Source organism: Rhodovulum adriaticum (genome assembly GCF_004345735.1).
In the GTDB taxonomy this organism is placed as follows: domain Bacteria; phylum Pseudomonadota; class Alphaproteobacteria; order Rhodobacterales; family Rhodobacteraceae; genus Rhodovulum; species Rhodovulum adriaticum.
Genome location: NZ_SLXL01000003.1, coordinates 258864 through 279583 on the forward strand (window position 1 = coordinate 258864; position 20720 = coordinate 279583).

Genomic DNA, 20720 nt, shown 5'->3' on the forward strand with positions numbered 1-20720 from the left:
CCCCATCGCTTGCCGCGCCTGCGCCCAAGCGGTATCAGACCCCGCAACCACAGTCCAAGCGAAGGCGAACGCCCATGATCCCCCGCTATGCCCGCCCCGAGATGACCGCCATCTGGGAGCCCGCCACCAAGTTCCGCATCTGGTACGAGATCGAGGCCCATGCCTGCGACGCGCAGGCCGAACTGGGCGTGATCCCGAAAGAGAATGCCGAAGCGGTGTGGAAGGCAAAAGACGTGGAATTCGACGTCGCCCGCATCGACGAGATCGAGGCGGTGACCAAGCATGACGTGATCGCCTTTCTGACCCATCTGGCCGAACATGTCGGCAGCGAAGAGGCCCGCTTCGTCCACCAGGGCATGACCAGTTCCGACGTGCTGGATACCTGCCTGAACGTGCAGCTGACCCGCGCCGCCGACATCCTGCTGACCGACATGGACAAGGTTCTGGCCGCGCTGAAAAAACGCGCCTACGAACATAAGGATACCGTGCGGGTGGGCCGCAGCCACGGCATCCATGCCGAACCCACCACGATGGGCCTGACCTTTGCCCGCTTCTACGCCGAGATGGACCGCAACAAGGCTCGCCTGCAACAGGCCCGCGAAGAGATCGCCACCGGCGCGATTTCCGGCGCGGTCGGCACCTTTGCCAATATCGACCCGGCAGTCGAGGCCCATGTCTGCAAGATGATGGGCCTGACGCCCGAGCCGATCAGCACCCAGGTCATCCCGCGCGACCGTCACGCCATGTTCTTTGCCGTGCTCGGTGTCATCGCCTCTTCGATCGAGAATATCGCGATCGAGATCCGGCACATGCAGCGCACCGAGGTTCTGGAGGGTGCGGAGTTCTTCTCGATGGGGCAGAAGGGGTCGTCCGCGATGCCGCACAAGAAGAACCCGGTCCTGACCGAGAACCTGACCGGGCTGGCCCGGCTGGTACGCATGACCGTGATCCCGGCGATGGAAAACGTGGCGCTGTGGCACGAGCGGGACATTTCGCATTCCTCGGTCGAACGCGGCATCGGGCCGGACGCGACCGTCACGCTGGATTTCGCCCTGAACCGTCTGGCAGGCGTGATCGACAAGATGCTGATCTTCCCGCAGAACATGCTGGACAACATGAACAAGTTCCCCGGCCTGGTCATGAGCCAGCGGGTGCTGCTGGCCCTGACGCAGGCCGGCGTATCGCGCGAGGATGCCTATGCCATGGTCCAGCGCAACGCCCTGAAGGTCTGGGAGGAACGGCTGGATTTCCGCGAACTGCTGCTGGCCGACCAAGAGGTCGTTGCGGCCCTGGGCACCGACGGCATCAACGAGAAATTCGACATGGGCTATCACACCAAGCATGTGGATACGATTTTCGCCCGCGTTTTCGGCGAATAGGCCCGACAGGGGGCAGGCAGCCCCCTTGACGCCCGCGTGAGTTTGGAAACGGCCGGGACTGTGCTACCTTGTGTCACACCACACCAAGGGAGAAGCAGCATGTCCTTCAAGACTCTCGTTTCCGCGGCGGTGCTTACGCTGGCCCCGACGCTTGCCCTGGCCGATGGATGCGGCTGGGAAAAACGGATCAACGCCAGTCAGTGCCCCGAAGGCCAAGTCATGGATTCCGCCTCGGGTTCGTGCGTGAATCAGGCCACCAGCTAAGGGCCGGAACATCCGGACGGGAACGGCGCGGCACAGACCGCGCCGTTTTCTTTGGCGGCAGGGAATGCCGCTAACGCTTTCTTCACTTCATCGGGCACAGATTGGGCAGGTCGAAACGGAGGCCCGCTTGATCCCGCCCGCCACATCTGAACACCCATCCGCTGGCCTTGTCCCCGCCAGTCGCCTGACCCGCAGGCGCAAGGCCGCGATCATCGTGCGCCTGTTGTTGGGCGATGGGATTGACCTGCCGCTGGACCGGATGCCACCGGCGCTGCAAACGGCACTGACCGACGAAATCGCGGCGATCCGCTATGTCGACAGCGCCACCCTGCACGAGGTCGTGCAGGAATTCCTGGACGACCTGGACCGGATCGGCCTGTCCTTCCCCGGCGGGCTGGACGGCGCGATGGACCTGGTCGGCCAGCACCTCAGCCCAGAGGCCGCAGCCCAGATAAAGGCGCGCCAATCTGGCGCCACAGGCCCCGATCCCTGGGCCGATCTGGCCGGGTCCAGCCCCGCTGACCTCGCGGGGCTGCTGACCCGCGAAAGCCCCGAAATCGCCGCCGTCGCCCTGTCCAAGCTGCCCCGCGACCTGGCGGCGGCAACATTGGGCAAGATGCCCGCGCTACAAGCCCAGCGGATCGTCCTTGCCCTGTCCACGACCGGCAACGTCACCCCCGCCGCGGTGGCGCGCATCGGCACCGCGCTGGCCACCAGCCTGGCCGACACGCCCGCCCCGGCCTTCGACGCCCCGGCAGAGGCGCGGATGGGCGCCATTCTGGATATTGCCCCGGCAAGCACACGCGATTCGGTCCTGGACGGCCTGGCCGAAACCGATGCGGACCTGGCCCGCCGCGTGCGCCAGGCGGTCTTTACCTTCGCCGACATTCCCGACCGGCTGTTGCCGCGCGATGTTGCGGCCCTTGCCCGGGCCGTCCCGCAAGAGCAACTGGTGACCGCCCTGTGCGGCGACGGCACGACAGAACGTGCCAGCGCCGAATTCATCCTGTCGAACATGCCCACCCGGCTGGCCGAACAGATGCGCGAGGCGATGGCCGAACGCCTCCCCCCACCCACCGCAGAGGAGATTGAAACCGCCAGCAGCGCCCTGACGGCTGCCCTGCGCCGATTGGATGCCTCTGGGGAAATTCGCCTGACCGCGGACGCGGGAACAACCGGCTAAGGCCCGCATCACGCCTTGTGGTCGGGCGGGCGGGGTTCTATTTCAGACGGGCAATCCGGCGCGCGCTGGCGCGTCCCTTGAAAGGAACCGCTCCTCCATGGGCAAACCGCGCCGAGGCCCCAGGGAATTCGTCGAAAACCTGGCCGCGCGCGCGGTGTTGGGCGCGGCACTTGCCCTGCCCTATCGCTGGCGGGTGCCCTTCGTGGGATGGGTCACGTCGCGGCTGGTCGCCCCCCTGGCGGGATATGACCGGCGGGTTCGCGAAAACCTGGCCCATGCCTGCCCCGACCTACCCGAGGCAGAGGTGCGCCGCCTGATGCGGGCTGTCCCCGACAATTTCGGCCGCACCCTGATCGAGCTGTATTCCGGCCGGGAATTCGCAAGGCGGTTCGCCGATGCCCCGATCCATGGCCCCGGCGCCGCCGCCCTGGAACAGGCCCACACAGAGGGCCGCCCGGTCATGCTGGTAACCGGGCATTTCGGCAATTACGACGCGGTCCGCGCGGCCCTGATCCAACGCGGCTACAATGTCGGCGGGCTGTACAACCCGATGCGCAACGATTTCTTCAACGCGCATTACGTGCGCGCGATTTCCTCCATCGGTGAGCCGCTGTTTCCCCGCGGCCGCGCGGGCATGGCGCGCATGCTGCGCTTCGTCAAGGGGGGGGGCATGCTGGGCATTGTGCTGGACCAGTACATGCGGCGCGGGGCCGATCTGACCTTTTTCGGCAAGACCGCACCGACCGCCCTGTCAGCGGCGGACATGGCGTTGAAATACGATGCCCTCGTCGTGCCGATCTACGGGATTCGGCAGCCGGACGGCCTGTCGTTTAGGATCGTGGCCGAGGCACCGGTTCCCCATGCGGACCGCGAAACGATGACCCAGGCCCTGAATGACAGCCTGGAGGCGCGGGTGCGCCAGCACATGGCGCAATGGCTGTGGATTCACCGCCGCTGGAAACCCGAACGCACCCGCCGCCTGCGCGCCAAGGCCCAGGCCAGGGCCGCGAAGGATTGATATCAGGTCAGCGCAGTTGGGCCGCCGCAATAATCGGCCCCGGCCCCGGGCGCTGAACGATGGCCACCACGGGCTTGCCCTCTACCGTTTCGACAGTGACGATCAGCGGCTCTGCCCCATCCCAGCGGGCCACCGCCTTCCATGCCTCCACGATATTGGCATAGTGCAGGACGCGGCCGGAATTCTCGCCGCGCTTGATTTCGACCGACGCTTCGGGGCGGTAGCGGACCACCTGCAGGACGACATCCTCGTCGAACCGTTGTTCGGACTGGGCGGTGATCACGACGTTTTTTCCGTCGCGGGTCATGCTCAGGCTGACGGGGCTGTCGCTCTCGGCGTGGCTTTCGATCACCCGGGCCAGATCCATCGGCCGATAGCCGACGATGTGATCGGTGCCGCCCACCACCAGCTGCGGGGTATAGATCGAGCGCGCCCCGGCCACCTGTGCATAGGCCTTTTGCCGCATCGTGTGGGCCGGATCGGCAAAGATGTCCTTCCACCCGATATAGTCCCAGTAATCGACATGCAGGGCCAGGGGGATCACGTCGTCGCGCTTGGCCAGTTCCGCGATCAGCGCATCCACCGGCGGACAGGACGAGCAGCCCTGAGAGGTGAACAGCTCCACCACCACCGGGCTGTCCCCCGCCCGCGCCGGCCCGACAAGGGCCAGGAACGCAGCCAGACCACCGGCGATGATACGATTCATGAACTCCACCCTCTTTCGTTCCTACAAGGTCTTAGACAACCCCCCGCCCGTCGGCCAATCAAGGTTTCGGGAGGCGCCCGTGCGCAAGTGCCGCTGTTTCGGCAGCACTTTGTGCACCGTTGTATACAAAAATATGCCGAACCCTCTTGATCGCCCGGGGTCAATCAGGCAAGAGCATGCGCAAGAGACGCGTATGACCCTTGATGGAGACCGACCTTCATGCCGATCACCGTTGGACAGGATACCGCCAGGACCCGCAAGACGCTGCAAGCCGGTGGGACCAGCTATGCCTATTATTCGATCCCGGCCGCGCAGGCCGCGGGCCTGGGCGATTTTACCCGCCTGCCCGCCGCCCTGAAGGTCGTTCTTGAAAACCTGCTGCGGTTCGAGGACGGCAAGACGGTCACCGTCGACGACATCAAGGCATTTTCCGACTGGGCCGCAAACGGGGGCAAGACCGCCCGCGAAATCGCCTATCGCCCGGCCCGCGTGTTGATGCAGGATTTCACCGGCGTTCCGGCCGTGGTGGACCTGGCCGCGATGCGCGACGGGATCAAGGCCCTGGGTGGTGACGCACAAAAGATCAACCCGCTGAACCCGGTGGACCTGGTCATCGACCACAGCGTGATGATCGACGAATTCGGCAATCCCCGCGCCTTTCAGCTGAACGTCGATCGCGAGTATGAGCGCAATATCGAACGCTACACCTTCCTGAAATGGGGGCAAAAGGCGTTCAACAACTTCCGCGTTGTGCCGCCGGGCACCGGGATCTGCCACCAGGTCAACCTGGAATACCTGGCCCAGACCGTCTGGACCGACACCGACCAGAACGGCGAAACCGTGGCCTATCCCGACACGCTGGTCGGCACCGACAGCCACACCACCATGGTCAACGGCCTGGGCGTGCTGGGCTGGGGCGTGGGCGGCATCGAGGCCGAAGCCGCAATGCTGGGCCAGCCCGTATCGATGCTGATCCCCGAGGTCGTCGGCTTCAAGCTGACCGGCCAGATGGTCGAGGGCACCACCGCCACCGACCTGGTGCTGAAGGTCGTGAAAATGCTGCGCGACAAGGGCGTGGTCGGCAAGTTTGTGGAATTCTACGGCCCGGGCCTGGATCACCTGCCGCTGGCCGACCGCTCCACCATCGCCAACATGGCGCCCGAATACGGCGCGACCTGCGGCTTCTTCCCGGTCGATGACGAAACCCTACGCTACCTGCGGCAAACCGGCCGCGACGAGGACCGTATCGCCCTGGTCGAGGCCTATGCCAAAGAAAACGGCCTGTGGCGCGACGCCGATTACGACCCGGTCTATACCGACACGCTGGAACTGGACATGGGCAATGTCGTGCCCGCGATTTCCGGCCCCAAACGCCCGCAGGACCACCTTCCGCTGGATCGTGCGGCGGAAAGCTTCTTCAACGTGGTGGCCGAATACCGCGGTGAGGACGAAAGCCGCGCGGCGACCGAGATGGCTTCGGAAGGCCCGGCACCCGACGCGATGGTCGATCCCCGCAAATCGGCCAAGGTCGAAGGGGCCGATTACGAACTGCGCGACGGCGCGGTGGTGATCGCCTCAATCACCTCCTGCACCAACACCTCCAACCCCTATGTGATGATCGGGGCCGGGCTGGTGGCGCGCAAGGCGCGCGCGCTTGGGCTGACCTCGAAACCCTGGGTCAAGACCTCGCTGGCGCCGGGCTCGCAGGTCGTCAGCGAATATCTTGAGGCCGCCAACCTGCAAGAGGATCTGGACGCGCTCGGCTTTAACCTGGTGGGCTATGGCTGCACCACCTGCATCGGCAACTCCGGCCCGCTGGCCGCCGAGATTTCCAAGGCGATCCACGACAACGACCTGATCGCGACCAGCGTGCTGTCGGGCAACCGCAACTTTGAAGGGCGGATTTCGCCGGACGTGCGCGCCAACTACCTGGCCAGTCCGCCGCTGGTGGTGGCCTACGCCATTGCCGGGGACATGAATCTCGATCTCAGCCGCGAACCGATCGGCCAGGACAAGGACGGCAACGATGTCTACCTGAAGGACATCTGGCCGACCCAGTCCGAAATCGCCGAGCTGGTGGAACAGACCGTCACCCGCGCCGCCTTCCAGTCGAAATATGCCGACGTGTTCAAGGGCGACGAGAAATGGCAGGCGGTCGAGACCACCGATAGCGAGACCTATGACTGGCCCGAGGCCTCGACCTATGTCCGCAATCCCCCCTATTTCCAGGGCATGGGGATGGAGCCGGGCGAGATCACCGATATCGCGGATGCCCGCCCGCTGGCGATCCTGGGCGACATGGTCACCACCGACCACATCAGCCCCGCCGGGTCGTTCAAGGACAGCACCCCCGCCGGTCGCTACCTGACCGAACGGCAGGTGCCGGTGCGCGAGTTCAACTCTTACGGCTCGCGCCGCGGCAACCACGAGGTGATGATGCGCGGCACCTTTGCCAACATCCGCATCCGCAACGAGATGCTGAGCGGCGTCGAAGGCGGCTACACCAAGGGGCCGGACGGCGCGGAAACCTCGATCTTCGAGGCAGCGATGGCCTGGCAGGACCAGGGCGTGCCGCTGGTGGTGATCGGTGGCGAACAGTACGGCGCAGGCAGTTCGCGCGACTGGGCGGCCAAGGGCACGGCGCTGCTGGGCGTCAAGGCCGTGATCGCCGAAAGCTTTGAGCGTATCCACCGCTCCAACCTGGTGGGCATGGGCGTGATCCCGTTCGAATTCACCGGCGGCGACACGCGCAAGACGCTGAACCTGAGCGGCGAGGAAAGCTTCTCGATCGCCGGGCTTGCCGGCGATCTGAAGCCGCAGGCCGAGGTGCCCTGCACCATCCGCTATGCCGATGGGACCGAAAAGACCGTCACGCTGAAATGCCGAATCGATACCGCCATCGAGAAGGAATATGTCGAGCATGGCGGCGTGCTGCATTACGTGCTGCGCAACCTGGCCCGCGCAGCCTGACGCGACCCTGACCTGAAACGACCGCGCCCCTGTCCAAAAGGACAGGGGCGTTTTCGTTTACGCAACGGTCAATTTCCGGGACCGCCACTCGTAACAGTGGGATGAAGTTTGGAAAAAGTATAAACTGCTTACCATGGACAAGCAGTTTCACATTTCCCGTTTTCTCTCGATGCCGATTTTCGAGGCCTTGGCCTTTATCGCCGTGATCGGCTTGCTGGCCGGCAACGGCTAAACCGTCTGACAATATCTTCGCATGGGCGCCGGGCGATTACTCGGCGGCCGCGCGCATTGCAGGCAGGATGATATCTTGCAGCACCTTGTCGGTGATGGGGCCAGCATGGCGCAGGCGGATCACCCCCTGCCCATCGACGACAAAGGTTTCCGGCGCGCCGTAAACACCCCAGTCGATCTTGGTCCGTCCGGTGGTGTCCTCTCCCACCGTGGCGAAGGGGTTTCCTTCGCGTTCCAGATAGGCCAGGGCACGCGGCTGCGTATCGTCGTAATTCACGCCGTGGATGGTGATGTTCATATCATCGGCCATGCGCAGCAGTTGTGGATGTTCCTGCCGGCAGGCGACGCACCAGGTCCCCCAGAAATTCACCAGCTTGACGCCGGGCGCACGCAGTTCCGCATCGGTCAGCGGGGTCAGATCGCCCAGTTGCACCAGTTGCGTCGGCGGCGCCTCGCGCCCGATCATGGTCGAGGGCAGCGCGTTGGGATCGTCCCGCGTCACGCCGATATAAAACAGAACGGCCAGCCCCGCGAAAATCAGCGGCGGCAGGAACATCAGCGGGGAGAGCGATTTCTTCTCAGACATCGGATTTCCTGCGGGCCTCCACCTCTTCCAGTTGGCGACGCACACGCGCAGCACGCCACACCGAAAACGCCACAAGCAGGATCAGCAGGCCCAGCGAAATCGCGTAAGAGGACAGAACCGCCCCCGCGTATTTACCCAGATCGGGGATCATCCCATCCGCTCCCGCGCGATCAGCGCCTTGATACGGCGGGCCCGGATTTCCGTCCGGGTCCGCACCAGAACCAGTGTGACGAACAAAAGGCCAAACGCGACCATCGTGATGACCAGCGGCAGCCAATAGACGTTGGCGATGTTCTCTTCCTTGTCCAGCGACATCGTCGCGCCCTGGTGCAGCCCCTGGTTCCAGAAATTGACCGCATAGCGCGACAGGATCGCAAAGACCGATCCGACAAGGCACAGCACGCTGGTCAGGTCGGCGGCGGCGTCGGGGTTTTCGATCGCCTCCCACAGGGCGATGTAGCCCAGGTAGAACAGGAACAGGATCAGGAACGAGGTCAGCCGCGGATCCCACGCCCAGTAGGTGCCCCACATCGGTTCGCCCCAGATGGCGCCGGTGATCAGCGCGATCACCGTCATGGTCAACCCGATCGGTGCCGCGGCCCGCGCGGCCAGCGCGCTGACATGGTGGCGCCGGATCAGCCAGATCAGAGAGGTCACCAGCATCATCAGCCACGCGTTGATCGCCATCAACGCCGAGGGTACGTGAACGTAGATGATCTTGACGGTAGAGCCGAAATTCTCTGCCTCGGGGGTCAGGAAAAAGCCCCAGACCAACCCGACCGCCAACGAAACCAGCGTCAGCCCCCAGAACCAGGGCAAAAGCGCCCGGCTGGTGCGCATGAACTTCACCGGATTGGCATATTCCCAAAGCGACATGAGCGTTTTCCTAGCGGGCTTTGTCCAGGGCCTCAAGGCACGAGCCTGTGAAGCCTCAGCGCAGGTTGATACGTATGGCCGCAGCCGCCGCAAAGGGCAGCAGCGCGACCGTGGCAAGGGTGATGGCAGCCAGCATCATCAGCGGCGTCGCGGTGGCCATGCCATCCGCCCCGCGCGCCACCAGTTCGGCCCCGAAGATCAGCGTCGGCACGTAAAGCGGCAGCACCAGCAGCGACAACAACAGGCCGCCCCGCTTCAGCCCCACGGTCAGGGCCGCGCCGAACGTACCGATCATCGACAGCGCGGGCGTGCCAAGCGCCAGGCTGAGCATCTGCCAGCCAAAGGCGTCGGGCTCCAGGCTCAGCAGCATCCCCAGCCCGGGCGCGGCCAGCGTCAGCGGCAGGCCGGTCGTCACCCAATGGGCCGCGGCCTTCATCGCGACGACGCCCTCCAGCGGGATCGGTGCGGTGGCCAGCAGGTCCAGCGATCCGTCCTCGTGGTCCAGCGCAAAGATGCGGTCCAGCGACAGCAGGCATGCCAACAACGCCCCCACCCACAGGATACCCGGGGCGATGGCCGACAGGATCGCGCTGTCGGGCCCCACGCCGAAGGGCACCAGCACGACCACGATCAGGAAAAACGCCAGGGCCAGCCCGAACCCGCCCCCGGCGCGCACGGCAAGGTTCAGGTCCCGCAGCAGCAGCGCGATCATACAAAGGCCTCGTCGAAATCGTCCATCTGACGCGGCACCGCCTTGAAGGGGGTCACATCCAATTCCTCAGCCTGAAAGCCCAGGTCGATATGGGTGGCGATCAGCGCCGCACCGCCACCCTGAAGGTGGCGTTTCACCGCCTGACCGAACAGCGCGACCGAGGCCACGTCCAGCGATACGGTCGGTTCGTCCAGCACCCAGATCGGCCGCCCCGTCACCAGCAGCCGCGCCAGGCCCAGCCGCCGTTTCTGACCCGCCGACAGGTTCTGCGCCTGCCGATGTGCCAGATCGGTCAGGTTGAAATCCTCCAGCGCCGAGCCCAGCCCGCGCTGTCCGAAGATCCGCGCCCAGAAGGCCAGGTTTTCGGTAACCGTCAGCGTGGCCTTCAGCCCGTCGGCATGGGCGGCATAGGCCATCGTCTCGGGGGGGACGGATACGCGGCCCTCCAGCGCGGGTTGCAACCCGGCCAGGGTACGCAACAGCGTCGTCTTGCCGATCCCGTTGGGTCCGCGCAGCAAAAGTGCCTGGCCAGCCTTCAGGGTGAAGCTCACCCCCTCCAGGACAGGTACACCGCCCCGTGCGCAGGCCAGGTTTTCCACGGTCAATTCCATGGCTGACGCATAGCCCAAACCCCGCCAATCGGGAAGCGCAGAGCGGCGGGGGCGGCAGGATTTTCACGAAAATCCTGCCGTGGAAAAATCTTCGGGAAGATTTTTCGGCGCGTTCCGCGCCAATTGGGTATTTGGACCAAGAAGAAGGAGGGCCTAGCGCCCCATGCCCGCCGCTGTCACGGGAACAAGGGCCACGGCCACGCGGCGGCCCTCAGACAGCAGAACGTTGTAGCTGCGCGCCGCCGAGGGGCTGGACATGATTTCAACCCCCAGGCCCGCCGCCTCCAGCCGGGGCTGAAGGCCACCCGGCAAGGGCGTCAGGCTGTCGCCGGTCCCCACCAGCAGAACGTCGATCTGCCCGGCCAGGGCGGAAAGCGGCGCGTCCTCTTGGGGGCCGGCCCAGGATTGCACCCGGCCCTGCCCGACGAGAACGCCGCCGTCGTACAGCTGCCCGTCCACGCGAAAGAAGCCGGGGCCGTAGCCGTCTACCGGCAGGCCCTCGGGAATATGCATCTCGTTGACCAGCATGGACCGATCAGGCGTCCACGTCGGCGAATTGCGTGCCTGCGCCGCCATCGTCCTGTTTCGACCAGTCGCGCTTGACCCCAAGCATCAGAAGGATGTTAGAGGCCACGAAGACCGACGAATAGGTGCCGACGACCACGCCCCAGATCATGGCAAAGACGAACCCGCGGATCACGTCGCCGCCCAGAACGAACAGCGCAATCAGCGCCAAGAGCGTGGTGACCGATGTCATCACCGTGCGCGACAGGGTTTCGTTGATCGAGAGGTTCAGTACCTCTTTCAGCGCCATCTTCTTGTAGCGGCGCAGGTTTTCGCGCACGCGGTCGAACACGACCACGGTGTCGTTCAGCGAATAGCCGACGATGGTCAGCAGCGCGGCGATGATGGCCAGGTCGAACTTGATCTGCAAGGCGGCGAAGATGCCGATGGTCAACGTCACGTCATGCACCAACGCCGCCACGGCGCCCAGGCTGAACTGCCATTCGAACCGCAGCCAGATATAGACCAGCACCGCAAAGATGGCGAGCGCGACCGCCAGAACGGCCGTTCGGATCAACTCTCCCGAAACCTTGGGGCCGACGCTTTCGACCGAGGGGAAGGTGATGTCAGGCGCCACCTGTTGCAGTGCGGCCTCGACCGCGGCGATGGTTTCCGGCGTCACGCTTTCCTGGCCGTCCTGGGCCTGGATGCGGACCTGGGCCACGTTCTTGTCCGGGCCGAAACCGGGATCGAAAACCTCGGTGATCGTCACGTCGCCCAGATCCAACGCTGCCAGGGCATCGCGGTAGATGCCCACATCGACCGGCTGTGCGCTTTCGGTGCGGATCGTGGTGCCGCCGCGAAAGTCGATCCCAAAGTTCAGGCCGAGTGTCGCGAAGAGCAGGACAGAGGCCACCATCGCCATAAGCGAGGCGCCAAAGCTGATCCGCGTGGCGCGGAAAAAGTCCCAGTTCGTTTCCGAGGGCACGAGTTTCAAGCGCATGACAGGTCCCTCACAAGGCGATGGTCTTGGGGCGGCGGCGTTCCATCCAGATCACGATCATCAGCCGCGTCACGAAGATCGCGGTAAAGACCGAGGTCAGGATGCCCAGCCCCAGCGTCACCGCAAAGCCCCGCACCGGGCCAGAGCCCAGCATGAACAGGATCGTGGCGGTGATAAAGGTGGTGATGTTGGCGTCCAGGATCGCCGACAACGCCTTTTCGTAGCCCAGTTCGATTGCGCGCGCCGGGCCGCGGGCGGATTTCAGTTCCTCGCGGATCCGCTCGAACACCAGCACATTGGCGTCCACCGCCATGCCGATGGTCAGCACGATCCCGGCGATGCCCGGCAGGGTCAGCGTGGCCCCGATGGCCGACAGCAGGCCAAAGATCAGCCCAACATTGACCAGCAGCGCGATATTGGCGAACAGGCCGAACAGGCCATAGCTGGCCCCCATGAAAACCAGAACCGCGACGAAGGCCACGATGCTGGCGATCTGGCCGGCGGCGATGCTGTCGGCGCCCAGTTCCGGGCCGATGGTCCGCTCTTCGAGAAAGACCAGTTCGGCGGGCAGCGCCCCAGCGCGGAGCAGCACGGCCAGTTGCGTGGAATCCTCGACCGTGAAATTGCCGGTGATCTGCCCAGACCCGCCCAGGATTGCCTCTCGGATCACGGGGGCGGAAATCACCTCTTCGTCCAGCACGATGGCGAAGGGTTCGCCGACGTTTTCAGAGGTGTATTGCCCGAACTTGCGCGCCCCCGCCGGATTGAACCGGAAGGTGACGGACGGCAGCCCGTTCTGGTCGAACCCCGGTTGCGCATCGGTCAGGTCCTCACCCGAAACGACGGCCCGTTTTTCAAGGATGTAATAGGTCCCGTTATCCTCGATATCGGGATAGATCACGTTACCCGTGCCCGGCGCTTCGTCCGGGTTGGCGGTGCGCGAGACGACCGGGTGAAAGGTCAGCCGCGCGGTGGTCCCGATCAGCGCCTTCAACTCTTCGGCAGAGCCGATGCCGGGCACCTGGATCAGGATGCGGTCCGCGCCCTGGCGCTGGATCGTCGGTTCGCGGGTGCCGACCTCGTCCACGCGGCGGCGGACGATTTCCAGCGATTGCTGGATGGTGCGGTCGCGCGTGGCCTGCTGCTCGGCCTCGGACAGCTGGACGATCAGCATGTCGCCCTCGCCCCGCACCTCGATATCCGAGGCGCCGACGCCGGTCAGCGTGACCGTGGGCCGGGCCAGTTCGCGGACAGCGGCAACCGCAGCGGCCATGTTCTCGGGGCGCGAGACCTGGACGTGCAGTTCGCCCACCGGCGCATCGCGGCGCCGGATCGTTCCGATTTCGGCCCGCTGCTCGCGCAGGGCGTCGCGCACGTCGGGCCATAGCCCGTCCATACGCTCGGCATAGACATCGTCGACCTGCACCTCGGCCAGAAGATGTGCGCCGCCGCGCAGGTCCAGACCCAGATTGACCAGCCCCGAGGGCAGCCATCCCGGCCAGGCATCGCGCTTGGCGATCAACTCGGGCGTGGTGGCGCCGGTCGCCTCGATCGCCTGTACGGCGTCGTTATGCCCCTCCACCCGCGTGTAAAAGGCGTTGGGCATCGCCAGCGCCAGCCCGAAAAGGACCGCCGCCAGGATCGCCACCCGTTTCCAAAGCGCGATTTGCAGCATGGATGCTTACGCCTTTTCGGCCGGCTCGGTCTTGTTCAGCACTTGGGTAATCGTGTGACGCACGACGCGCACCTTGACGCCCTCGGCGATCTCGGCCTCGATTTCCTCGTCGTCCTTGACCTTGGTCACCTTGGCGATCAGCCCGCCCTGGGTCACCACCTGGTCGCCGCGGCGCAGGGCATCGACCATCGCCTTGTGTTCCTTCATCTTTTTCTGCTGCGGACGGATCAGCAGGAAATACATGATCAGAAAGATCAGGATCAGAGGCAGGAAAGAGCCGAAGGCGCCGACGGCGCCGCCACCGGCCGCTTGCGCGAAGGCAGGCGTTGCAAACATGTGAAATCCCCGTGTTCTGCGGGCGGTCCTGCCGCCCGGTTCGTGTCGCGCGGCACCCTATTGCGTGCCCCCCGGCTTGGCAAGGCGCACCGGTTCCCGCTTTCACTTGGGCGGTGCAGCGGGCATATCAAGGGCATGAACCGCCTTGCCGCCGCCCTCGCCCTGATGGCCTGCCTTTCGCAGGCGCAGGCCAACCCCCTGCCCGGCCCCGAACGGCTGGCCGACGCGGCGCATGCCGATTGGGCGGCCATCGGGCGCGTGAACGTGGCAGGCTTCGGCTCTGGCGGGACATGCACGGGCACGCTGATCGCCCCTGACCTCGTGATGACCGCGGCGCATTGCCTTTACGCGGTGAAAGGGATCGCACGCGCCGCGCCCGGACAGGTGCATTTCCTGGCCGGGTGGCTGAAGGGCAGCTATGCCGCCCACCGCACCGCCGAACGCATCTACATCCACCCCGGTTACGAGCACCAAGCCAAGATTGATTTCAACAACTTGCGCAGCGATCTTGCAATCTTGCACCTGGCCGCGCCGATCACGCAGGTCAAACCGATCCCGCTATCCCAAACCGCTGTGGACGCCGCCCCGCTCAGCCTGATCGGCTATCGCCGCGACCGGCCCAACGCGCTCAGCCGGCAATCGGGATGCCGGGTGCGGGCACGTCAGGACGGGGTGATCGGGCTGGACTGCACCGCCATTCCGGGCAGCTCCGGCGGCCCGGTCCTGGCCGAAACGCCCGATGGCTGGCGCGTGATCGCCGTGGTCACCGCCGCCAATACCGGCCCCGGCCCCGTGCGCACCGTGGCCGCCCCGGTCGGCATGGCGACGCTGGCCGATCTGCTGCCCTGACGATTTGCCGGTTCAAAACGTCGCGCGGGTGGGGCATACGGACACCGAACACCGCTTTCCCAAGGGGGTCCTCATGCACGACATCCGCGCCATCCGCGAAAACCCCGACGCCTTCGACGCCGCGCTGGCCCGCCGGGGGCTGGCGCCGGTCGCCGCCGACATCCTGGCCATCGACACCGCCCGGCGGGAAAAGATCCTGGCCGCCGAAACCGCCCAGGCCGAGCAGAACAAGGCCTCGAAAAAAATCGGCAAAGCCAAGGCATCGGGCGACGAGGCCGAATTCGACCGCCTGCGCGCCCTTGTCGCCGACAAGAAGGCCGAGATCGCCCAGTTGAACGAGGCCGCCAAGGCCGAGGATGCCCGCCTGCAAGAGATGCTGATGGGCCTGCCCAACCTGCCGCTGGACGACATCCCCGACGGCGCGGACGAGGCCGACAATGTCGAGCTGCACCGCTGGGGCACCCCGCGCGCCTTTGCCTTCGACCCGAAAGAACATTACGACCTGCCCGCCGTACAGGCCGGAATGGATTTCCAGACGGCCGCGAAACTGGCCGGCTCGCGCTTTGTGGTGCTGAAGGGGGCCGTCGCCCGCCTGCACCGGGCGCTGGCCCAATTCATGCTGGACACCCACACCACCGATAACGGCCTGACCGAGGTCAACGCCCCCGTGCTGGTGCGCGAGGAAATGATGTACGGCACCGGGCAATTGCCGAAATTCGGCGAGGACAGCTATCAGACGCGTGAGGGCTGGTGGCTGATACCCACATCCGAGGTGACGCTGACCAACACGGTATCGGATACAATCCTGGACGCCGCCGACCTGCCCCGCCGGATGACCGCCCATTCCCTGTGCTTCCGGTCCGAGGCCGGCAGCGCGGGCCGCGACACCGCGGGAATGCTGCGCCAGCACCAGTTCGAAAAGGTGGAAATGGTCTCGATCACCACGCCCGACGCGGGCCGGGATGAACTGGAACGCATGACCAAATGCGCCGAGGGCATCCTGGAACGGCTGGGCCTGCCCTACCGCACGGTGGTCCTGTGCACCGGCGACGTGGGCTTCGGCGCGCGCCGCACCCATGATATCGAGGTCTGGCTGCCCGGCCAAAACACCTATCGCGAGATTTCCAGCGTGTCGCTCTGCGGCGACTTCCAGGCCCGGCGGATGAACGCCCGCTACCGCCCGGCGGATGGCGGCAAGCCCGAATATGTGCACACACTGAACGGGTCGGGGCTGGCCGTGGGGCGCTGCCTGATCGCGGTGCTGGAAAACGGCCAGGAAGAGGACGGCTCTGTCACCCTGCCCCAGGCGCTGCTGCCCTGGCTGGGCGGCAAGACCCGCCTGACCGCCGACGGCGAGCTGGTCTGATGGACCCGATCAAGGCCGTCTTCACCTTCGTCGCGACGCTGTTCTTCGTGCTGTCGCCGCTGCTGTCGGGCGGGTTCGGCGGGTTTGAACCGGCGCAATTCCCGGTGCCCCAGGACAACCCGCCGGTACAGCCCGCGGGCTATGCCTTTGCGATCTGGGGGCTGATCTATGGCTGGCTGCTGGTCTCGGCCGGGTTCGGCCTGGTCAAGCGGGCGCAGGATACGGGCTGGGAACGCACCCGCCTGCCGCTAATCCTGTCGCTGGCCCCCGGCGCGGCCTGGATCGGGGTCGCCCTGAATACCGCGCTTTGGGCCTCGATCCTGCTGTGGTGGATGCTGGCCATGGCCCTTTGGGCGCTCTTCGCCGCGCCGCGCCGCGATCGCTGGCTGGCCCAGGCCCCCATCGCCATCTATGCGGGCTGGCTGACCGCGGCGGGCTGGGTGTCGGTGGGGCTGCTGGGCGCGGGCTATGGCATCGGCCCGGGCGAAACCGTCTGGGCACTGATCGCGCTGGCCGGCGCGCTGGCCACCGGCGCGCTGGTGCAAACCCGCCTTGGCCGGGCGCCGGAATATGGCGCGACGCTGGTCTGGGCGCTGGTGGGGGTGCTGATCGCCAATGCCACCACCAACCCGCTGGTCGCCTTTGCGGCCATTGCCGGGATCGTGCTGATCGGCACGCTCACCCTCAAGGCCGCACGCTGAGCCTTCTTCTTGGCTGAAATACCCCCGCCGGAGGCATGCGCCCGCAAGGGCGCACCCCTACGCGCCCGGCGGCGGCTTGCCCAGGTGCTTGCGCAGGCGCGATGGCGTGGACTTCTTGCAGCCCTTATAGGGGTTCTTGTCCGCCTGACTGCGAAAGGTCAGCCGGATCGGCGTGCCCGGCATGTCGAAATCCTCGCGCAGCCCGTTGATCAGGTACCGCCGGTAACTCTCGGGCAGCTTCTCGGGCGCCGAACACATCACCACGAAACCCGGCGGGCGCGTCTTGACTTGGGTCGCATAGCGCAGCCGGATGCGGCGCCCGCCCGGCGCGGGCGGCGGGTGCATCTCTACCATACCGGCCAGCCAGCGGTTCAGCCGCGCGGTGGACACCCGGCGATTCCAGACCTCATGTGCGCGCAGCACCGCGTCACGCAGACGATCCAGCCCCCGCCCTGTCTTGGCAGAGACCGTGACCAGCGGCGCCCCCTTCATCTGCGGCAGCAGGCGGGCGAATTCCTCTTTCAACTCGCGCAGCTTGCCCTGCCGGTCGGTTTCCAGATCCCACTTGTTGACCGCGACCACGACCGCGCGCCCCTCACGCTCGGCCAGGTCGGCGATGCGCAAATCCTGCTGCTCGAACGGGATCTGCGCGTCCAGCAGCACGACGACCACCTCGGCGAATTTCACCGCGCGCAACCCGTCGGCGACGGACAGCTTTTCGACCTTGTCCTGAACCTTGGCCTTCTTGCGCATGCCCGCCGTGTCAAAGATGCGCGTGGGCGTGCCCGCCCAGTCCAGCCCTAGGGAAATCGCGTCGCGGGTAATCCCGGCCTCGGGGCCGGTCAGCAGCCGGTCCTCGCCCAGGATGGCATTGATAAGGGTGGATTTTCCCGCGTTGGGGCGGCCCACTACCGCCACTTGCAGCGGCCGTGCGGGCGTGGGGGCATGGGCTGCGCCGGTTTCGCCCTCTTCGTCGACGTCGACATCGGTGACGGGGGCGGCCTCGGCGTCGGTGGCGGCCTCTGACGCCTCGATCAGCGGGGCAAGCGCGGCGTGCAACTCGCCCAGCCCCTCGCCATGCTCGGCTGACAGGCGCAGCGGTTCGCCCAGGCCCAGCCCGTACCCCTCCAGCACCCCGGCCTCGGCGGCGTTGCCCTCGGCCTTGTTGGCGGCCAGAATCACATGGGCGGACTTGCGGCGCAGGATGTCGGCGAATACCTCGTCGGCGGGCAGCACGCCCGCCCGCGCGTCGATCACGAACAGGCAGGCATCGGCCATGCCGACGGCCCGTTCGGTCAGCGCGCGCATGCGGCCCTGCAGGCTTTCGTCTGTGGCCTCTTCCAGACCGGCGGTGTCGATCACGGTGAACCGCAGATCGCCCAGCCGGGCCTCGCCCTCGCGCAGGTCGCGGGTCACGCCCGGCTGGTCGTCAACCAGCGCCAGACGTTTGCCCACCAGGCGATTGAACAGCGTCGACTTGCCCACGTTGGGCCGGCCCACGATGGCCAGTTTGAAACTCATCCCTGCGACTCCCGCGAAACCCGAAGGCCCCGCCTACACCAATCCGCCCTCAGCGGAAAGCGTGCAGTGTTCCCCGCTGGCTGACGACATAAAGCGTTTGTCCCGCCACCACGGGCCGGGTCGCCGCGCCGCCCGGCAGGGCGACCTGGGCCAGTTGGGCGCCGCTCTCGGGACTGAAGGCCCGCAGCACCCCGTCATCCGAGGCCACCCACAGCCGCCCGCCGGCCAGGACCGGGCCGAAATGCGCGTGGATCGCCTTGCGCCGCTTGGCCTTGGATTTGGTGAAATAGGGCAGGTCGACTGCCCAGACCACATCGCCGCTGCCCGCATCCAGACGCACCAGTTGCGCCTGGTCGGACACGACGAACACGGCGCCGCCCACCGGCAGGATCGCGCCGTATGCGCCTTCCTCGGCGGTCCAGGCCCGCTCACCCGTGTCACGCGACAGACGCACTAGCCGCCCGGCCTGGTTGCCCGCATAGACCGCGCCGCCCACGACCACCGGGTCCGCGGCGATATCGTCGATCTGGGCATAGACCAGCCCGCGCCGCTGCCCCGCGATCGAGGCCGCCCAGGCGCGCACGCCCGTATCGCGGCGCACCGCCACCAGCTCGGCCGATCCCAGCGGGAAGAACGCCAGATCCCCGGCCACCGCCGGGGCAGCGCCACCGATCAGACCCGCCCTGAGCGGTGTGCCCGGCACCTCCCACTGGACGCGCCCGTCAGCGGCGCGCACGGCCCAGGCCCGGTTGTCGCGGCTGACCACGTAGACCGTGCCGTCGCTGTAGACCGGCGCGCCGGTGACCGGCGCCTCGGTCCGCTGGGTCCACAGAACCTCGCCGGTGTCGGGCTTCAGCGCGACCAGCGTGCCAAAGCCGGTGGTCGCGAAAAGCCGACCGCCGCCAAAGGCCAGACCGCCGCCCCCGGCATCTTGGTTACGTTCGAATTCGGGGGTCAGGTCGCGCGTCCACAGCGCCTGTCCGCCGGTGGAAACAGCGGTGACATGGCTGCGCGCGTCCATCGCATAGACCACGCCGCCCGCGACCACCGGGGTCGCGGTGATGCGAAAGCGGCGGCTGTTGCCCGATCCGATGCCGGTGCTCCACCGCAGGGCGGGCTGGGCAGAAAGGGCCGCATGCCAGGGCTGGTGCGCGGCGTTGCCGCCCGGCTGCGGCACGTCGGCCCGGTTGACCGCGCCGGGCAGCGCGATCGCCGCCGAGGCGCGGGTTTCAGGCGCCTCGGCCTCCAGCCCCAACGCGTCGCGCACCCCGACCCGTTCACCGGGCAGGATCGGTTCCTTCTGGCTGCACGCCGCAAGCGACGCGACCGCCGCGAGGATTGCAATTGCTCGGCCCAGATTCACTGCGCTGTCCCCCTGTTGCGGCCCGGCGTTGCGGACCCGTCCCGGTGCGCCGGCTCAGCCCTGCTCGGCATCGCCACCCAGCGCCACAATCAACTGAGTGGCGCGCTGACGCAAGCCCGCGCTGCTGCCCGCGTCCTGGATGGCCGCGTTCAGGTGCCCCAGCGCGGCCTCGGTATTCCCGGCATCGACCTCTGCCAGCGCCAGTTGTTCCAGCGCCAGCGGGCGATAGGGGCGCCCCGGCTCGGCCAAGGGCGCAAGGCGGTCGCGGCGAGCCTCGGGGGCGATGGCACGCCCCTCCAGCATCACAAGCTTCAGCGCGGCCAACTGGGTGTAATGCACCGGCAGCGTCGGGTCCTCGGCTATGCCGCGCAACACCTCGGCCGCGGCTTCGCTGCGCGCGCCCTCGTCCGTTTCGCCAGCGGCAAGCAGCGCGGCCAGCGCGCGCGCGTCGCCCGCAGAGGCAAGGTCGGCCAGCGCAGTCGCGCGGTCGGCGGCATCGGGTTGTTCCAGCGCGGCAAGAATCGCATCACCCAGCGCCTGCGCAGCCGCGCGGTCGCGCGCCTGGGACCACTCGCGCCAGCTGGCGCCGCCGACGATCAGCAGCACGGCCAGGGCGGCCACCCAGCCGTATCGCTTGATCAGCGCGAACAGCTTGTCGCGGCGGACTTCCTCGGTGACTTCCTCGATGAAACTGTCGGTCTGGCTCATTGCGCCCTCGCAGGTTCGGCTAGGGCCTGTCTTAGCGCAGGGTCCGCGCGGTTGCCACCCCCACCAAGCCTTGCGCCATGCGTGCATGACCCTATAGTCTGAACCAGATCGTTTACTGGATCTTGACCGATCCACCACAGGTTTTCCGCACATGTGCC

General features: G+C 66.5%; 21 protein-coding genes. 8 read left to right on the forward strand and 13 right to left on the reverse strand.

Annotation, left to right across the window (positions count from 1 at the left end):
- The first annotated feature begins 74 nt into the window (after positions 1-74).
- The 4 genes from purB to EV656_RS07375 all read left to right on the forward strand — a co-directional run bounded on the left by purB (position 75) and on the right by EV656_RS07375 (position 3844).
- Positions 75-1379: an adenylosuccinate lyase gene (purB, locus tag EV656_RS07365; RefSeq protein ID WP_132601635.1), complete on the forward strand. Its 1305-nt coding sequence runs from the start codon at positions 75-77 to the stop codon at positions 1377-1379.
- A gap of 99 nt (positions 1380-1478) precedes the next feature.
- Entirely contained in the window at positions 1479-1643 is a 165-nt protein-coding gene (locus EV656_RS16520; RefSeq protein WP_165918959.1) for a hypothetical protein, read from the forward strand.
- A gap of 127 nt (positions 1644-1770) precedes the next feature.
- Positions 1771-2826 carry a FliG C-terminal domain-containing protein gene (locus EV656_RS07370; protein WP_165918960.1) on the forward strand — a complete coding sequence of 352 codons (1056 nt, stop codon included), beginning with the start codon at positions 1771-1773 and terminating at the stop codon, positions 2824-2826.
- A gap of 97 nt (positions 2827-2923) precedes the next feature.
- Positions 2924-3844 (forward strand): lysophospholipid acyltransferase family protein, encoded by a 921-nt coding sequence (locus tag EV656_RS07375; RefSeq protein ID WP_132601641.1) that lies wholly within the window; start codon positions 2924-2926, stop codon positions 3842-3844.
- 7 nt (positions 3845-3851) lie between these two features.
- On the opposite strand, the gene EV656_RS07380 is transcribed toward EV656_RS07375, so the two are convergent.
- Entirely contained in the window at positions 3852-4550 is a 699-nt protein-coding gene (locus tag EV656_RS07380; RefSeq protein ID WP_132601644.1) for a DUF1223 domain-containing protein, read from the reverse strand.
- A 219-nt stretch (positions 4551-4769) separates the two neighbouring features.
- Here EV656_RS07380 and acnA point away from each other — a divergent pair, with 219 nt between their 5' ends.
- Positions 4770-7520 carry an aconitate hydratase AcnA gene (gene acnA / locus EV656_RS07385; protein WP_132601647.1) on the forward strand — a complete coding sequence of 917 codons (2751 nt, stop codon included), beginning with the start codon at positions 4770-4772 and terminating at the stop codon, positions 7518-7520.
- 268 nt (positions 7521-7788) lie between these two features.
- Here acnA and EV656_RS07390 read toward each other — a convergent pair whose 3' ends face one another.
- From EV656_RS07390 to yajC, 9 genes are all read right to left on the reverse strand, one after another.
- Positions 7789-8337 carry a DsbE family thiol:disulfide interchange protein gene (locus EV656_RS07390; protein WP_242469079.1) on the reverse strand — a complete coding sequence of 183 codons (549 nt, stop codon included), beginning with the start codon at positions 8335-8337 and terminating at the stop codon, positions 7789-7791.
- Positions 8330-8488: a heme exporter protein CcmD gene (gene ccmD, locus EV656_RS07395; RefSeq protein ID WP_132601650.1), complete on the reverse strand. Its 159-nt coding sequence runs from the start codon at positions 8486-8488 to the stop codon at positions 8330-8332. The genes EV656_RS07390 and ccmD overlap by 8 nt, the downstream gene beginning before the upstream one ends.
- Positions 8485-9213, reverse strand: a complete 729-nt coding sequence (locus tag EV656_RS07400) for a heme ABC transporter permease (RefSeq protein WP_132601653.1) — start codon at positions 9211-9213, stop codon at positions 8485-8487. The genes ccmD and EV656_RS07400 overlap by 4 nt, the downstream gene beginning before the upstream one ends.
- Before the next feature lie 55 nt (positions 9214-9268).
- A complete protein-coding gene (gene ccmB, locus EV656_RS07405; protein WP_132601656.1) occupies positions 9269-9925 on the reverse strand; it encodes a heme exporter protein CcmB in 657 nt (218 codons plus the stop codon).
- Complete coding sequence (gene ccmA, locus EV656_RS07410; RefSeq protein ID WP_132601659.1) at positions 9922-10536, reverse strand: heme ABC exporter ATP-binding protein CcmA; 615 nt, start codon at positions 10534-10536, stop codon at positions 9922-9924. The genes ccmB and ccmA overlap by 4 nt, the downstream gene beginning before the upstream one ends.
- A gap of 153 nt (positions 10537-10689) precedes the next feature.
- The gene (locus EV656_RS07415) at positions 10690-11064 is read right to left on the reverse strand and encodes an Mth938-like domain-containing protein (RefSeq protein WP_132601662.1); all 375 of its coding nucleotides are present in this window, start codon (positions 11062-11064) and stop codon (positions 10690-10692) included.
- 7 nt (positions 11065-11071) lie between these two features.
- On the reverse strand, positions 11072-12043 hold the full coding sequence (secF, locus tag EV656_RS07420; protein ID WP_132601665.1) for a protein translocase subunit SecF: 972 nt from the start codon (positions 12041-12043) through the stop codon (positions 11072-11074).
- A gap of 10 nt (positions 12044-12053) precedes the next feature.
- Positions 12054-13718 carry a protein translocase subunit SecD gene (secD, locus tag EV656_RS07425; RefSeq protein ID WP_132601668.1) on the reverse strand — a complete coding sequence of 555 codons (1665 nt, stop codon included), beginning with the start codon at positions 13716-13718 and terminating at the stop codon, positions 12054-12056.
- A 6-nt stretch (positions 13719-13724) separates the two neighbouring features.
- Positions 13725-14054 carry a preprotein translocase subunit YajC gene (gene yajC / locus EV656_RS07430; RefSeq protein ID WP_132601671.1) on the reverse strand — a complete coding sequence of 110 codons (330 nt, stop codon included), beginning with the start codon at positions 14052-14054 and terminating at the stop codon, positions 13725-13727.
- A gap of 135 nt (positions 14055-14189) precedes the next feature.
- Between yajC and EV656_RS07435 the strand changes: the two genes are divergently transcribed.
- The 3 genes from EV656_RS07435 to EV656_RS07445 all read left to right on the forward strand — a co-directional run bounded on the left by EV656_RS07435 (position 14190) and on the right by EV656_RS07445 (position 16970).
- Positions 14190-14903: a trypsin-like serine peptidase gene (locus EV656_RS07435; RefSeq protein ID WP_132601674.1), complete on the forward strand. Its 714-nt coding sequence runs from the start codon at positions 14190-14192 to the stop codon at positions 14901-14903.
- 73 nt (positions 14904-14976) lie between these two features.
- Entirely contained in the window at positions 14977-16269 is a 1293-nt protein-coding gene (gene serS, locus EV656_RS07440; protein WP_132601677.1) for a serine--tRNA ligase, read from the forward strand.
- Entirely contained in the window at positions 16269-16970 is a 702-nt protein-coding gene (locus tag EV656_RS07445; RefSeq protein WP_132601680.1) for a hypothetical protein, read from the forward strand. Before serS ends, EV656_RS07445 begins: the two co-directional genes overlap by 1 nt.
- Before the next feature lie 57 nt (positions 16971-17027).
- Here EV656_RS07445 and der read toward each other — a convergent pair whose 3' ends face one another.
- The 3 genes from der to EV656_RS07460 are packed head-to-tail and all read right to left on the reverse strand — an operon-like array spanning position 17028 to position 20562.
- Positions 17028-18491, reverse strand: coding sequence for a ribosome biogenesis GTPase Der (der, locus tag EV656_RS07450; RefSeq protein ID WP_132601687.1), 1464 nt, complete (start codon positions 18489-18491; stop codon positions 17028-17030).
- A gap of 49 nt (positions 18492-18540) precedes the next feature.
- Positions 18541-19854, reverse strand: a complete 1314-nt coding sequence (locus EV656_RS07455) for a PQQ-binding-like beta-propeller repeat protein (protein WP_132601690.1) — start codon at positions 19852-19854, stop codon at positions 18541-18543.
- Positions 19855-19908: 54 nt separating this feature from the next.
- Complete coding sequence (locus tag EV656_RS07460; RefSeq protein ID WP_132601693.1) at positions 19909-20562, reverse strand: hypothetical protein; 654 nt, start codon at positions 20560-20562, stop codon at positions 19909-19911.
- Positions 20563-20720: the final 158 nt, after the last annotated feature.

Excerpts from the sequence above, each read along its gene's own strand:
- purB (WP_132601635.1), top strand. The coding sequence starts at position 75 with ATGATCCCCCGCTATGCCCGCCCCGAGATGACCGCCATCTGGGAGCCC.
- EV656_RS16520 (WP_165918959.1), top strand. The coding sequence starts at position 1,479 with ATGTCCTTCAAGACTCTCGTTTCCGCGGCGGTGCTTACGCTGGCCCCG.
- EV656_RS07375 (WP_132601641.1), top strand. The coding sequence starts at position 2,924 with ATGGGCAAACCGCGCCGAGGCCCCAGGGAATTCGTCGAAAACCTGGCC.
- EV656_RS07380 (WP_132601644.1), bottom strand. The coding sequence starts at position 4,550 with ATGAATCGTATCATCGCCGGTGGTCTGGCTGCGTTCCTGGCCCTTGTC.
- acnA (WP_132601647.1), top strand. The coding sequence starts at position 4,770 with ATGCCGATCACCGTTGGACAGGATACCGCCAGGACCCGCAAGACGCTG.
- EV656_RS07390 (WP_242469079.1), bottom strand. The coding sequence starts at position 8,337 with ATGTCTGAGAAGAAATCGCTCTCCCCGCTGATGTTCCTGCCGCCGCTG.
- ccmD (WP_132601650.1), bottom strand. The coding sequence starts at position 8,488 with ATGATCCCCGATCTGGGTAAATACGCGGGGGCGGTTCTGTCCTCTTAC.
- EV656_RS07400 (WP_132601653.1), bottom strand. The coding sequence starts at position 9,213 with ATGTCGCTTTGGGAATATGCCAATCCGGTGAAGTTCATGCGCACCAGC.
- ccmB (WP_132601656.1), bottom strand. The coding sequence starts at position 9,925 with ATGATCGCGCTGCTGCTGCGGGACCTGAACCTTGCCGTGCGCGCCGGG.
- ccmA (WP_132601659.1), bottom strand. The coding sequence starts at position 10,536 with ATGGAATTGACCGTGGAAAACCTGGCCTGCGCACGGGGCGGTGTACCT.
- EV656_RS07415 (WP_132601662.1), bottom strand. The coding sequence starts at position 11,064 with ATGCTGGTCAACGAGATGCATATTCCCGAGGGCCTGCCGGTAGACGGC.
- secF (WP_132601665.1), bottom strand. The coding sequence starts at position 12,043 with ATGCGCTTGAAACTCGTGCCCTCGGAAACGAACTGGGACTTTTTCCGC.
- secD (WP_132601668.1), bottom strand. The coding sequence starts at position 13,718 with ATGCTGCAAATCGCGCTTTGGAAACGGGTGGCGATCCTGGCGGCGGTC.
- yajC (WP_132601671.1), bottom strand. The coding sequence starts at position 14,054 with ATGTTTGCAACGCCTGCCTTCGCGCAAGCGGCCGGTGGCGGCGCCGTC.
- EV656_RS07435 (WP_132601674.1), top strand. The coding sequence starts at position 14,190 with ATGAACCGCCTTGCCGCCGCCCTCGCCCTGATGGCCTGCCTTTCGCAG.
- serS (WP_132601677.1), top strand. The coding sequence starts at position 14,977 with ATGCACGACATCCGCGCCATCCGCGAAAACCCCGACGCCTTCGACGCC.
- EV656_RS07445 (WP_132601680.1), top strand. The coding sequence starts at position 16,269 with ATGGACCCGATCAAGGCCGTCTTCACCTTCGTCGCGACGCTGTTCTTC.
- der (WP_132601687.1), bottom strand. The coding sequence starts at position 18,491 with ATGAGTTTCAAACTGGCCATCGTGGGCCGGCCCAACGTGGGCAAGTCG.
- EV656_RS07460 (WP_132601693.1), bottom strand. The coding sequence starts at position 20,562 with ATGAGCCAGACCGACAGTTTCATCGAGGAAGTCACCGAGGAAGTCCGC.